Raw genomic sequence first — 12,643 nt, 5'->3', positions numbered from 1 at the left:
TCGGTGAATCGCTGAATGATTAAAGAAGCTTTAGAAGGTCAAATCCAAAGGTTGACCGTCGATGGTGTTCAGCAGACGCTCGTAGGTGGAATCGGTGGGGCCACCGAAGTTGTCATCGATGTTTTCGCTGATGAAATGGACGGAACCATCAACGAACGTAAACTGACTTCCGCCGGGGTGCAGGCTCGAGAAACCTTGGCGACCATCAACGTCGTTGCATGACGAGCCACATGTATCGATCGTGTTGATGTGCGTCTTACCGCCGCCGACGACCTGGATAAAACCATCTTCGTAGTTGTGGCTGTTGGTGATGTCTTCGTTACCGGTATGTCCGAATACAAGCCCAGCGCCCAGTTCGACACCTTGCATCATCCAAGCACGTTCACCCACCATAGCTGTATTGCTCGTTCCATCGACGATGTGCCGCATCGAGACTACGCGACGAGCATTGCTTTGGACGTCGGTACCTGGGCAGAACACGCCGTTGTGAAAACGCTGGCGATCAATGTTCCCTTGCGAGTTAACGCCCAGGTAATTGGCGGTAGCGATTTGAACGTCTTGCGACTGGTTCCCGGAACCATTGTTGATCCCAAAGTGCGTGTTTAAGTCGGGACCGGTATCGGACGGGCAACGCCATGTGGAAAGTGGAGTTTGCAAAACGGCCAGCTTTTCAGGCTTGTTGACTGCCTCATGCAGACGATCGGGGCTGCTCGGTGCGAGAATGTCGTAGGCAGATCCTTGCTCCATTTGCGGCAGAATCAACGTTCCCCAGCTCCAGCTAGAGTGTCGTGTTTCGTCTCCGCCGTTGACTTCATGGTCGTAGCTGATTGCGGGAAACGCACCGAACGTATCGTGATAGTTATGCAGCGCGAGCCCAATTTGTTTCAAGTGATTGGTGCACTGCATTCGGCGAGCTGCTTCACGTGCTTGCTGAACGGCTGGCAGCAACAATGCGATCAAGACGCCAATAATGGCGATCACGACCAGCAGTTCGACCAGGGTAAATCCCTTGCGGCGAGTGATGTTCATAAGATCTGATAAGCCTTTGAAAATAGAACGTACGAATTAGGTGTCGAGAGAATTAAAGTGGTCGAGCGACGAGACCAGGGACAACCCAGTCGCTGTTTCGCTGACCCAAAGGGCCGAGTTGTAGTTCGCCTCCGTCTGGCAATACGATTCGCCAAACGCGAAGAGAGACATCGATTGATCGTCCAGGCCCTTTCTCCTGCGGAAGTTTGTAGTTGGAGCCTGTGCGAGGGTCTTCATGCGAACCCTTGTCGAGTCCGATCGTAATGCTTGTTTTCGTGAAGCGTTGAGTCAGCCAATCTGGCTCTTCCAATCGCTCGTCCATTAATAGATAGGCGACCACCGGCCCACTAAATTGCACACGAATTTCCAAGTCGCTGCGGCGATTCCAATCGCTATCGAATTTCCAGTCGTTGGGAAACTGAACGTAGTCTTGATCGGCCATCCATTTCGGAATGCCGCCAGCATCGACTCCACTCCATTGGTGAACACGATCGACATAAGCAGGCGCTCCTTCACGGAAACCACCGCGGACAATGGAAAATGGTTGAGCATCGTTAACCGAGTTATGCTGAACGTCGGCGATGATCGAAGTAGGAATTCCGCTGGGAATCAGGAACTGTTCCGCGCTGACAGGATCGAGCTTCTGAAAGTTGCCGATACTTGCGATCGAAAGACCTTCGCCACTGACCAATTTTCGAGCGACGGTTCCAGACGTGACGGACACGTTTCCTTCATAGACCAAAACTTTCGTTTGGCCATCTTCGCCGAACGCCACTCCAAATTTTGTACCGAGATCGACTACGCTTGCGTGTGGTGTATGAACAGTGAAGCCGTTTGATATGGAATTGACCTCGGCAATCAATTTTCCGTAGATGAGTCGCCAGGAAAGGGGCTGGTCAACGCGAAGTTTCAGGGGACCAGAAAACTGGACGGTCATGCCTGACGCGGTCGTGGCATCGAAAATACCTTCCGGCAAATCAAGCACATCGTCGCCGTAGATCTCAAGTGGTTTAGAGTGTCCCGGAACGTTGGCGACAACGATCGTCGGAGGGACGGGGCCACTCGAAGCAACATTGGACTTGGGAAGGGAGTGGTTTTGGTAGAGCAGCGAAACGGCTAGTCCGCCAAACAAGATCAACATGGCAGCACAAAATGCACCGACAGTCAGGGTCACACGACGATAAGAAAACTGAGTGGCGGAAGGCTCCTCGATGGCAGCGAGCAAGTCGTCCTTCTCGATCCGTTCCAGGATTTCTCGTTCACTCTCTTCGTCGATCTTGCTGATCCATGCCAGGCGTGCTCCAGTGACGGCCTGGGCGGCGTAGTACTCGCAGACGTCTTTGCGTTCGACAATCAGCTGGCTGAGTTCCTGCCACTGTTCTGGCGAGGCTTGATCGCTGAGGCAAAGATCGACAAGCTTTAAGATTTTCGGATCGTCAATCATCTGGCCAACGATCTTTTTAGGCGAGGAATTCATAGGCCTTCTCCCCAGCTTGAGAGTCGTACGTCGATGCAGCGATGCAGTTGCTCGCGAATCTTGCGAAGTCGTTTGTAAACGGCATTCGCAGACAGCCCGAACAGTTCGCCGACTTGTTCGATCGAGATCGAAGTCTTGTAGGATGTCCACAACATCGAGCGTTGCTGTGCAGGGAGCTTTTTGACGCAATGTTCGAGCGCTGCGAGGCGTTCGTCTAAGGCTTCCGAGTTTTCAATAATGGCAACGTCCAGGGCGTCCATGGCGGAGTCGCTAAGCATTTTTTGCTGGCGGCTTCGTTCGGACAAAAATCGCTTCGCCTCGATTCGAGCGATACCGAATGCCCAGGGCAGGAAGTCTCGGTCTTGATCAAATTGCTCCCATTTCCGCCATAAGCAGAGGCTCGTACGTTGGAAAACTTCCTCGGCGTCGTTCCAATTCGCCACTAGCGAGTAAACGTAACCTCGCAGTCGCTCTTGGTTGGTGATGTACACCTCAGCGAAGCGGGTCTGTTTCGTAGTGTTGTCGCTAGAAGATGTGGCCATAGTTCTCGAGGGCCGCACCACCCCCAAAGACGTTATCGAAATCGAAAGTTTTTTCTTTCTGCAAGCACTCGCAGCCAAGTGGTTTAGTTTGGCCGATAAATTTCCGTTTTTTCTGCAACAATGTCTTAGTTTGCGGAAATCGCGAGGACGATTTGTCTCAGCGATCGCGTGAAAGCAGGGAAAAACTAGGGACATCGTACGGAAACGTCGATGCTTTGTGCCACGAGAACGCGGATATTAAGAGTTAGCGAAGTCGATGGTGGTCATAAGAGGTTGCCACCAAGAGAGGGACTCGCAAGTTCTAGCATCAAAAGACGAGCGGTTACGTCAGCATCCATGCGCCGACTGTACCGAGGCCGGCTGCAAACAGGATGAGCACGCCGGCGCAGCCACTGGCTTTCGGCAGGGATTCTCCGTCTGCAATCATTTTGGCCTGAATCGCGTCGACTTGATCTTTGGCTTCCTTTAAGCCGATGCCGCTTTCTTCACGCAGAGCCTTAATTGCTTGGATCTTTTGCCCTTGGCGAAGGTACTGCTTGATGGCATCGAGCGAAGGTTTTTCTTCGGACATGTGGGCTTCCTACTCGCAAGAAACAAAAAAGGGCGCTCCATGTGCTGAAGCACCCTTATTTTAGGTCATGAAAATACGATTGTGTTCCGCCGAGTTAAATAAGGAATGAAATGGATAGCGGCGTTTAGATTTGATCTACGAATTCGGTGCTACCTTGGCCCAGTCACCGGCGCGGTGGGATTTGGTGGTCTCGAAGTCGTGGAACTCTAGACGCAGTTTTACCAGCTCTTGGTCCATCCAGTTGGACAATTCCATATACGGGGCCAAGCCTACCATGATGGGGGCTTCTTCCCGGTCTCGGGCGTCTTCCAGCTTGATTTGCATGGTATCGAAAAGCGAGTCGTTCATTAGCGAACTCCCTGGGGAAAGTTCGCTACGTTCCCTGTAGCTGACCGCAACGTATCCTTCGCTGCTTGGTGCGTATCTACTCAGTCTTTATGACGTGAAAACGGCTCTGCGTGTTCACGTGATTCTTAGATTTAGTAAAAAAGGCCTACCGGTGCAATAGGACTAATGTGGTTTCATGTTGCATTAAATATTTCTAATGGGGGCGAAAACCACAAAGGACTTTTGGTGAGGGAAGGGCGAATACCCCATTGGGGTGCTTCTGGAGTACGATCATGGAAAAGCGATTGCTTATCTTGGTATTCGCTGCTCGCCGCCCAATATCGGTACGATTTCAGGCAAACTTACCTGGAAACCGAGTCCTTCTATCAAAGGTTAACGTGTGATCCAGGGCGATGGTTTCCACTTATGTTGAAATAAATGAAGGAAAAGCGTCCGAAGGGACCGGAATTTCTCAAGATTCGGGCAGCGACAGTCGCAATTGCGATTGAGCGATCAGGATGATTCGCGTACTCTCGGGCTCGTTTGCCTGGGGGCGTGGAAAAATGCCACCAAGTAGACGTATGCCGTAATTTTTGGCAAACCATTTGCGTGGAGCAGTCGTAACGATTTTGCGATCACGCAAGGCAGGTGTTCGCCGCCGATGGCCCTTAATGGCCCTGCATAAACCGGATAATCCGCGTCAATTGCTGGGTCGGAAGAGACCGCCTGGTCGGCGACGTTGCCAGGGACTGCATAATAAGACCGCATCAGAGATGGTTTAATCTCGAGTGCTAGCAAGTCGATAAGAAGGGTACTTCCTGACAAACTCTTCGCCGTGAGTCACTTGCTTCACACGGATGGCTATTACTGACACGGAATACGGCACCATGGAAGACGCCAATGAACTATATTTGCGAGGTCGGGAAACTGCCTCCCGCGGATTGTCTGTAGAAGCCAGGCAAACCTTTTAGGGAAAACCCAGACCTCCGATTCCGGTCATGATTTTAGGGACGTCCCGTTGAGCGGACCCAATCACCGCAAAGCTCAAACGATCGAGACGTCCAAAGGGAGTTAGGATTTACCATGCATATTAATGGCCCAACCGCAGTTCACCCGGCACAGTCCATCCGAGGTCCGCACCATGCACCGCAGGCCCCGGCCGTCGATAATCGCGCCCAATTTGATACCGTAGATGAGCTCGATATTTCGCACGAAGCCGACTTTGCCAGCCAAGTGAAAGACATCCCAGACATTCGCGCCGATCGCGTTGCCCAAATCAAGGCTCAGATCGCCGACGGAACGTACTTGTCGGACGACAAGCTCGATCTGGCACTGGAACGTCTGTTGGACGAAATCGGCTAAACAATTGCCGTAGAACAACTTAGCAACTCAACCTTCACGGGCAGACTTGGACCGCCAATGTCTGCCCGTTTTTTTGCGCGCCATCGTTCGGTTTAAGTGTCAGCGAATTCAACGCCATCTGGGCTTGTACCAAGGCAACTTTGGCCTAGAATTCCATGTTGAGACTGATAGCCAACGTGGTTGCGTATCTCGTTACTCCGCAATTAGATAGAAATAGCAACTCAGTCTCAATAACGCGGAAGTCCTTGTTGTTCCTATTGAGATTCTCATGTCCGATCCGTTTGCTTTGGAAGCCGTCGACGTCGCTCTTACCCCAATGGAGCGGTTCGAGGAGTACCTGAAAAGTAAGGGAAAGCGAATCACCCAGCCTCGGCGTATCCTGATCGAGCACGTCTTTAGCCACCACGAGCATTTCGATGCTGATCAGTTAATTGACGAACTGTCGCACCACAGCAAAGGTGCCGACCGCGTCAGCCGCCCAACGGTGTATCGGACATTGAATGAATTGGTCGAATCAGGCCTGCTTCGCAAAATGGAGATCGGCGGTCGTGCCGTCTACGAGCACGACTATGGTTATCCCGACCACGATCACCTTTACTGTACGCAGTGTCAGAAGCTGATCGAGTTTCAGAGCGCGGAACTGAAAGAACTTCGCGACAGCGTGGCCCGCTTGCATCAATTCCGTGCCAGCAGCCACCGCTTTATCGTGAATGGGGTTTGCGACGATTGCCAAAAGAAATCGCGCCGCAAAAAGCGACGCGTCGATTTGATCTAGTACGAATCGATGATGGGCCCGTATGTCGCGGGTCCGGCATCTTACTTAGACCTTTAGCTCTTCATTTTCCAGTGTCACGTTCGGATAACGATCGCGGATCGGCTGGATGACGTCGGCCAGGAAGTCGTCGACTTGTTCTGGAGCTCGTCCGACGTATTGAAGCGGCTCGAGGATGGCTTCGGCATCGAACTCTGGGAACGCAGGATCTGCTTTGATTCGTGCGAGCAAGTCGTTATCCAGGCCTTCCTGCTTGATGCGTGCCCCAGCTTCTCGCGAATAAACCCGAATTTTCTCGTGCAGGTCTTGGCGATCTCCACCAGCTTTGACGGCAGCCATCATCAAGTTTTCTGTCGCCATAAATGGTAACTCTTCCGCTAGGTGTCGTTTGACCAGGGCAGGGTAGACCACCAAGCCATCGCACACATTAGCCAGAATAATCAGGATGGCATCGATTCCCAGGAACGAGAGGGGCAAGCTCAAACGACGGTTGGCGCTGTCGTCCAGCGTACGTTCCATCCACTGGGTCGCGATCGTGTTGGCACCGTTGGCCTGATTGCTGATCACGTAGCGAGCGAGCCCGCAAATGCGTTCGCTTCGCATAGGGTTCCGCTTGTAAGGCATCGCCGAAGAACCAATTTGGTTTTCTTCGATCGGCTCTTCTACTTCACGACGGTGTGCCAAAATTCGCAGATCGGTCGCAATCTTATGAGCCGACTGAGCGATACCGCTTAGGCAGTCGAGTACCTGGGTGTCGACTTTGCGCGAATAAGTCTGCCCAGTGACGGCATACAACTGATCGAAGCCCATCTTCTCGGCGACCCGCTTTTCAAGCTTCTTGACCTGGTCGTGGTTGCCGTGGAACAGCTCCAAAAAGCTGGCTTGCGTACCGGTGGTACCCTTGGTGCTACGGAAACGTAGCAGCTCCAAGCGGTGTTCAACTTCTTCCAAATCCAACACCAGATCGTAGCACCAAAGCGTGGCTCGCTTGCCGATCGTCGTCGGCTGGGCTGATTGCAGGTGGGTAAAGCCGAGGCAAGGAAGGTCGCGGTATTGTTTGGCAAAGTTCGCCAGCAGATAGATGCAGCGAACAAGCCGATCGCGAACCAATTCGAGCGAGTCTCGCAGCAAGATCAAGTCGGTATTGTCGGTGACGAAGCAGCTAGTCGCACCCAGGTGAATGATCGGCTTGGCAACGGGGGCCGCTTCGGCGAACGTTTCCACGTGGGCCATCACATCGTGCCGGCGACGTTTTTCATGCTTCGCCGCGAGATCGAAGTCGATATTATCAAGATTGGCTCGCATCGCGTCGAGCTGCTCGTCAGTGATCGAGAGGCCGAGCTCTTGTTCTGATTCAGCGAGGGCAAGCCACAAACGTCGCCACGTCGAGTGTTTTTTCTGGGGACTCCACAAAAAGCTCATGTCCCGCGAGGCATACCGAGAGATCAACGGGTTTTCGTATTGTTCGTGCGACACGTGGAATTCCCCTGTGTGGATTCAAATGAACGTCTGAACCGGTTGATTTTAGCGTAGAAAGGGGCGTTTCGGCAGGGTACGAAGCCGCTTGCCCCAAGAAATGATGCTCGCTGACGAATAACGGTTTGCCCAAGGAAAAGAGTCGGGCTAGGGGAACCTCATGCGATGAACTTAACCGCCGCTATAGGCTGGTCTCTTTTATTTCTCGTGCTGGCGATCAGCGCGTTTGTCTGGGATCGCGATCTGAGTGTTCGTGAGCAGCTTCGCCTCAAGAAGGAATCGAAAAAAGACGCCCCTTCTCGTCCCAGGAAAACTGTGACGTGGATCGTGGTTTTGGGCGCACTCCCGGTATTGGTTGTTGTATTTCTCTTTCTTATCGCCAGTCAGATTTCGCTGATGTTTGCGGTTTCCTCTGTGTTGGCTCTCTCGCTGCTGATCGTAATTGGGTGCGGCGTTTACTGGGGAATCCGTGATCGACTGCGCCATGACGATTGGGTGGAAACGTTTCGTTTCAAGCAGTTTCGCCTGAAATACCTTTTCATCGGTTTATTAGTAATAGCTGTGATCGTAAATGTCGTGCGAATTCCTCTCACACAGGACACGACGTCACTTTATTGGTACGCCGTTGGTGGCGCCATGCTGATCATTGCCCTGCTCGGAACGGTCGCTTACATCGGCATGGAGAATCTCTTCTTCGGCCGCGGGTCTGGCAAGCGACTCAATCGCCTGCGAGAACTGGAAGAAAAGCGAAAGGAAGACTCTTCGCTTCGCTAAGGCATGTCGACTAGAATCTTCGCAACGGTGGTGTCAGCCGCTTACTGTTTCTATATCCAGGACAATGCTTCAGGACATTCCCAGATCTGGTTGGGCCGCGGCTATGTTGGCGGTCCTGCTTCTGTTGATTGCACTCCCATGGATTTTCGGGGGAGCGAATCGACGGAACTCAAAGGTCTGCCATCGAATCGGTATCGGCATCGCCATCCCACTTCTATTGATCGGAGGGATGGCAGTTTTGGCATTCATCGAGCCACATGCCGTACGCGATCCGCTTGCTCTTATATTTGGGGCCATCTGTTTCGGGTTTTCGAATCTAGGTATCGCGATCGGTATCTGGTATTTGCTCCTGGTATTCCTCCGGCGAAAACCGGCGAGTGATGCTGTGGACGGATGGCAACGGCAGTTCACCATTTCTCAACTGTTGGGTATCACTTTTTTGCTCGGTGCTTTGTTCGGCGTGGGACGGCTGGTTTATGAGTTTCCGCAGCAATCGCGAGGGATGGTGCTTCTCTTATTGGGACTGGTAAGCATAACAACGCTGGCTGGTCTAATCGTGAACGCGTTAATAATGGATAGTGACCCACCAAATCGCCGAATGCGATCGAAAAAGATCACTCTGCCCCTGAACGCGAAGAGGCAGAGGAAGAACGATAGCTCAGATGGAACTACATGTTCGTCAAGTCGTCGACGGCGTGATTGCCCACCAGGCGGTCTAACGCGGAAGCCAGCTGCGGAGCCAGCGATGCATCTTGGGCATAGATGCGACAGATCAAGCGACTCACTGGCAACGATCGGAAGATCTTGTCGGTGGTCAACTGTTTAATCTGCTTTTGAGCTGCGTCATACATAAAGTTCTGATGATCGCTGGGGCCCTTCGTGTTGGGACGGAAGACGGTTCGGTTGAGGGCGATCTTCAGCGGGGTATCTTTCAGCTCTGCAGGCAGCACTTCGCGCAGTGCCGCTAAGGCAAAGCTTTCGTTGCGGAAGATGGTCATCTCTTGGCTTTCTCCTTCATCGAAGCGGAGAGAACGCTCGCAGATGAATCGCCAGGGGATGTTGCGGCTTAGAAGATCTTTCCACTTGCGCCCCACTTCCGCTTGTTTTGGATCTTCCGACTGATGCCAGCGGGCGGCGTCGACTAGCAAACTAAATTCGGTAAAGCCTTGATAGGCCGAAAGGTTTTCGATCGGATTGCCTGGGAACATCCAGGGCCGGCTCTCGGCGAACAAGTCTTCCAGCGTCTTATCGATCGCCATTACTTCGCGATGAAAATAGACGGTTTGAAAAAGTTCAGCGCGGACGTTCATGAACCGAATTAGTGCTGCCATCCCCCGTTCATGGATGGTGAGTCCTTTTTCGGTAAAGAAACTGTACCGAATCAGCCGTTCCAAGTCGTACGACTGTTGGCTGTACCCGGTCATGTAGGCATCGCGCAGGACAAAGTCCATGTTGTCGATGGTGTAAATGCCGCTCAGCAAGCTGCGCAGAAAACCGAGCCATTTTGGATGCTCGGCCGTATCGCCGGGCTTGGGGCGTTGAATCATCCATGCGATTTGATGGGGATCGATTCGTTCGCCTTCTTCCATTTGGGAATAAGGGTTTCGCCGTAGCTGAGACAACATGTCCCCCAGCTCGTGCTGGATGATATGGGCCCCCAGCGATTCGTGGGTCAGGCCGAAGTGCTGTAGGAAGTGACTGTCGAAAAAATGTCCGAACGGTCCATGCCCTACATCGTGCAATAGGCCCGCCATTCGCAGGAGAGATTCGACATGCCCTCGAGAGGGAACATCGGGACAAACTTCCTTCAGGCTGGGATACAGCTGTTGGATCAGTCGGCTGGCCAGGTGCATCACCCCGAGGATGTGCTGAAACCGCGTATGTTCGGCGGTTGGATAGACCCACCATGCGGTCTGCAGTTGGTGGATCTGTCGCATTCGCTGAAGCCACGGATGATCGATGATGTCCCTTTCGGTGACTTCCGAGGGGGAAGAACCTTCCGAAACGAAGGGAACATAACCGTGGATAGGATCGTAGCAGAGACTCTCGGCGGCAAATTTATCGAGATTCACCCTTACTCCTTTGGGGTTAAAACGGTGCAAGCAGACTAGCAGAGCTTGCACCAGATTCGCTAGTTTCGCAGAATCAGGGAGATTCGTTAATTGTTTTAATCGCTACATCTTACAGGTATCGATTGTCGTTTTACCGGTAGATGGGTGGAACCGAGGCAGTTCCAAGCTGGAATTTTAAACGCATTTGCCGATAGAAATAGCACCTCGGATTTTCCCGATTGGTCGTCAGGCAGCTTTTTGGGGGAATTCGCTTTACTCAGGCGGAGGAGTTTTGATTGTGATGGAAGCATATCGCTGGGCCCGTTTCGTCCTACTTTGTGTAGGGATTGTCTCTATTGCTCAGCCGCAGCTTGAAGCTGCCCCTAAGGCAGCCACCGTGCTCCCTCAGACAACCAAGAGCTACGTTTCGATTCCTGATTACGATCAGGCCTCCGCGAATTTCGACGAAACGCAGATCGGTAAAATGATGGCTGACCCCGTCATGAAGCCGTTTACGGATGATCTGAAAGAGCAAGTCAAACAAAAGCTGATCGCCGGCGGCGTGAAGCTGGCTCTGACGTTGGATGACTTGAAAGACGTTTACGGCGGCGAGATCTGCTTCGCAACCGATCAGCCTAACGGCCCCAAGTCGGATGGCGTCGTTCTGACAGTCGACGTTACGGGTAAGAAGGCCCAAGTCGATGCATTGCTGGCGAAGATTTCTCGCAATCAGCAAGGCAACGGTGCCAAGGAATCGAAGGAAACCGTCGCCGGGGTTCAAGTTACCAAGTTCGATCTTCCGCCAAATCAAGACAAGCCTGGCCCGAACGAAGCTTACTACGCCATTGAGCAAGATCTTTTGATCGCGACCGACTCTAAGGCCTCGTTAACGTACATCTTGGAAGCGATCGCCGCCCCGAAGCAAGACAACCTTGCTTCGCTGGAAGCGTTCAAAGCTGTTCTGGCCCGTGCCGAAGCTGGGCGTGGACCAGATACCTACGACTTCGAATGGTTTGTCGAGCCGTTCGGTTACGCCGAAGTGATTCGTTCGCAGCAAGGTGGCCGCAAGAAACGTGGTACCGACATGCTACAGCTGCTGCGTAACCAAGGTTTCGATGCCATCCAAGGGCTCGGTGGTTACGTTAATTTCATCGTCAGCAACGGCGACGAAATGGAAATGGTCCACAGCTCGTTCGTTTACGCTCCGCAAGATCCTAAGGCCGAAAACGGCGAGAAGTACCGCCTCGGTGCTCGCGTTCTGTCATTCCCGAATGACAAAGGCTTCAAGCCATACCAGTGGGTTCCTGCCGACGTGGCGACGTTCCTTGACTTCCGCTGGAACGTTCAGGACGCCTTCAAGTTCAGCGAAACGATCGTCAACGAATATGCCGACGACGAAATCTTCGACGAACTGATCGAAAGCCTCGAAAAAGACCCCGCTGGTCCTAAGGTCGACGTCGTCAATCAGATTGTCCGTCATCTGGATGACAAAGTTTGCATGCTGGTCGACGTGAAGACGCCGATCACGCCGCAGTCAGAACAGCGTATGGTGGCCGTTCACTTGCTGAATGCTGGTCCTGTCAAAGCAGCCATTACGCAGATCATGCAGCAAGATCCGAACGCCGAAAAGCATCCTGTTGGCGACGACGAGATCTGGGAAATTCACGAAGAGGAAGAAGAAATTCCAACGCTCGTGATCAGCGGTCCTGGCTTTCCTGACGCATTCGCCGCGAACAATCAATTCGCTCAAGGTGGCAACAACAAGCCTGCTATTCCGAATGCGGCTGTTGCGGTTGTCGGCGATTGGCTCTTCTTTGGCAACAACAAGGAACTGCTGAAGAAGGTTATCCTCACAAACCAGGCCAACGGCAACGCTGAACTGTTGGCCAACGCAGCTGACTTCCTGCGGATTGAAGGAGTGTTGTCGACCCTGGGTAGCGGGCAAGACAGCTTCCGCCACTTCGCTCGCACCGACCAAGCCGCTCAGGTCACCTACGAACTGATGCAGCAAGGGAAAATGCCAGAATCGGAATCGGCCCTCGGCAAAATCATCAACGAGCTGTGGAGCATGGGCCAAGAGGATGAACTCGCGACGCGTGAGCAGCAGATCGACGCCACCAAGTTGCCACCATTCGCCAAAGTCGAAGGTTACCTTGGACCAGCCGGTTCGTACGGACGTACCGAGAAAGATGGCTGGTACGTTTCCGGGGCGATGCTGAAGAAGTAAATCGCACCGAACCGAATTGAAAACCACAAGAAGCC

At 52.8% G+C, this 12,643-nt stretch carries 11 protein-coding genes; 4 read left to right on the top strand and 7 right to left on the bottom strand.

The genetic code is table 11. From position 1 onward, the window contains the following. Positions 1 to 30 precede the first annotated feature (30 nt). From LA756_RS09680 to LA756_RS09660, 5 genes are all read right to left on the bottom strand, one after another. Positions 31 to 1,029: a DUF1559 domain-containing protein gene (locus tag LA756_RS09680; RefSeq protein ID WP_224439670.1), complete on the bottom strand. Its 999-nt coding sequence runs from the start codon at positions 1,027 to 1,029 to the stop codon at positions 31 to 33. Between the two features lie 52 nt (positions 1,030 to 1,081). After that, on the bottom strand, positions 1,082 to 2,506 hold the full coding sequence (locus tag LA756_RS09675) for a FecR family protein (protein WP_224439669.1): 1,425 nt from the start codon (positions 2,504 to 2,506) through the stop codon (positions 1,082 to 1,084). Continuing rightward, entirely contained in the window at positions 2,503 to 3,048 is a 546-nt protein-coding gene (locus LA756_RS09670) for a sigma-70 family RNA polymerase sigma factor (protein WP_224439668.1), read from the bottom strand. The genes LA756_RS09675 and LA756_RS09670 overlap by 4 nt, the downstream gene beginning before the upstream one ends. A 322-nt stretch (positions 3,049 to 3,370) precedes the next feature. Next, positions 3,371 to 3,619, bottom strand: coding sequence for a ribosomal protein L7/L12 (locus tag LA756_RS09665; protein WP_224439667.1), 249 nt, complete (start codon positions 3,617 to 3,619; stop codon positions 3,371 to 3,373). A 135-nt stretch (positions 3,620 to 3,754) separates the two neighbouring features. Continuing rightward, on the bottom strand, positions 3,755 to 3,967 hold the full coding sequence (locus tag LA756_RS09660; RefSeq protein ID WP_224439666.1) for a hypothetical protein: 213 nt from the start codon (positions 3,965 to 3,967) through the stop codon (positions 3,755 to 3,757). A gap of 1,062 nt (positions 3,968 to 5,029) precedes the next feature. Between LA756_RS09660 and LA756_RS09655 the strand changes: the two genes are divergently transcribed. Beyond that, on the top strand, positions 5,030 to 5,308 hold the full coding sequence (locus LA756_RS09655; RefSeq protein WP_224439665.1) for a flagellar biosynthesis anti-sigma factor FlgM: 279 nt from the start codon (positions 5,030 to 5,032) through the stop codon (positions 5,306 to 5,308). A gap of 268 nt (positions 5,309 to 5,576) precedes the next feature. Further along, on the top strand, positions 5,577 to 6,083 hold the full coding sequence (locus LA756_RS09650) for a Fur family transcriptional regulator (protein ID WP_224439664.1): 507 nt from the start codon (positions 5,577 to 5,579) through the stop codon (positions 6,081 to 6,083). Positions 6,084 to 6,128: 45 nt separating this feature from the next. On the opposite strand, the gene purB is transcribed toward LA756_RS09650, so the two are convergent. Next, entirely contained in the window at positions 6,129 to 7,556 is a 1,428-nt protein-coding gene (gene purB, locus LA756_RS09645) for an adenylosuccinate lyase (RefSeq protein WP_224439663.1), read from the bottom strand. Between the two features lie 165 nt (positions 7,557 to 7,721). Here purB and LA756_RS09640 point away from each other — a divergent pair, with 165 nt between their 5' ends. Further along, the gene (locus LA756_RS09640; RefSeq protein ID WP_224439662.1) at positions 7,722 to 8,330 is read left to right on the top strand and encodes a hypothetical protein; all 609 of its coding nucleotides are present in this window, start codon (positions 7,722 to 7,724) and stop codon (positions 8,328 to 8,330) included. A gap of 668 nt (positions 8,331 to 8,998) precedes the next feature. On the opposite strand, the gene LA756_RS09635 is transcribed toward LA756_RS09640, so the two are convergent. Next, positions 8,999 to 10,402 (bottom strand): HD domain-containing protein, encoded by a 1,404-nt coding sequence (locus LA756_RS09635; protein WP_224439661.1) that lies wholly within the window; start codon positions 10,400 to 10,402, stop codon positions 8,999 to 9,001. A gap of 277 nt (positions 10,403 to 10,679) precedes the next feature. Here LA756_RS09635 and LA756_RS09630 point away from each other — a divergent pair, with 277 nt between their 5' ends. Further along, a complete protein-coding gene (locus LA756_RS09630) occupies positions 10,680 to 12,608 on the top strand; it encodes a hypothetical protein (protein ID WP_224439660.1) in 1,929 nt (642 codons plus the stop codon). Positions 12,609 to 12,643: the final 35 nt, after the last annotated feature.

It is taken from the genome of Bremerella sp. TYQ1 (genome assembly GCF_020150455.1).
GTDB classification, from domain to species: Bacteria; Planctomycetota; Planctomycetia; order Pirellulales; family Pirellulaceae; genus Bremerella; species Bremerella volcania_A.
Note: the sequence above shows the minus strand (reverse complement) of the source record. Positions and strands in the feature narration are given on the sequence as shown.

Bases quoted from the DNA above. Each gene is read 5' to 3' on its own strand.
- LA756_RS09640 (WP_224439662.1), top strand. From the start codon at position 7,722: ATGAACTTAACCGCCGCTATAGGCTGGTCTCTTTTATTTCTCGTGCTG.
- LA756_RS09675 (WP_224439669.1), bottom strand. From the start codon at position 2,506: ATGAATTCCTCGCCTAAAAAGATCGTTGGCCAGATGATTGACGATCCG.
- LA756_RS09680 (WP_224439670.1), bottom strand. From the start codon at position 1,029: ATGAACATCACTCGCCGCAAGGGATTTACCCTGGTCGAACTGCTGGTC.
- LA756_RS09670 (WP_224439668.1), bottom strand. From the start codon at position 3,048: ATGGCCACATCTTCTAGCGACAACACTACGAAACAGACCCGCTTCGCT.
- LA756_RS09655 (WP_224439665.1), top strand. From the start codon at position 5,030: ATGCATATTAATGGCCCAACCGCAGTTCACCCGGCACAGTCCATCCGA.
- LA756_RS09665 (WP_224439667.1), bottom strand. From the start codon at position 3,619: ATGTCCGAAGAAAAACCTTCGCTCGATGCCATCAAGCAGTACCTTCGC.
- LA756_RS09650 (WP_224439664.1), top strand. From the start codon at position 5,577: ATGTCCGATCCGTTTGCTTTGGAAGCCGTCGACGTCGCTCTTACCCCA.
- LA756_RS09660 (WP_224439666.1), bottom strand. From the start codon at position 3,967: ATGAACGACTCGCTTTTCGATACCATGCAAATCAAGCTGGAAGACGCC.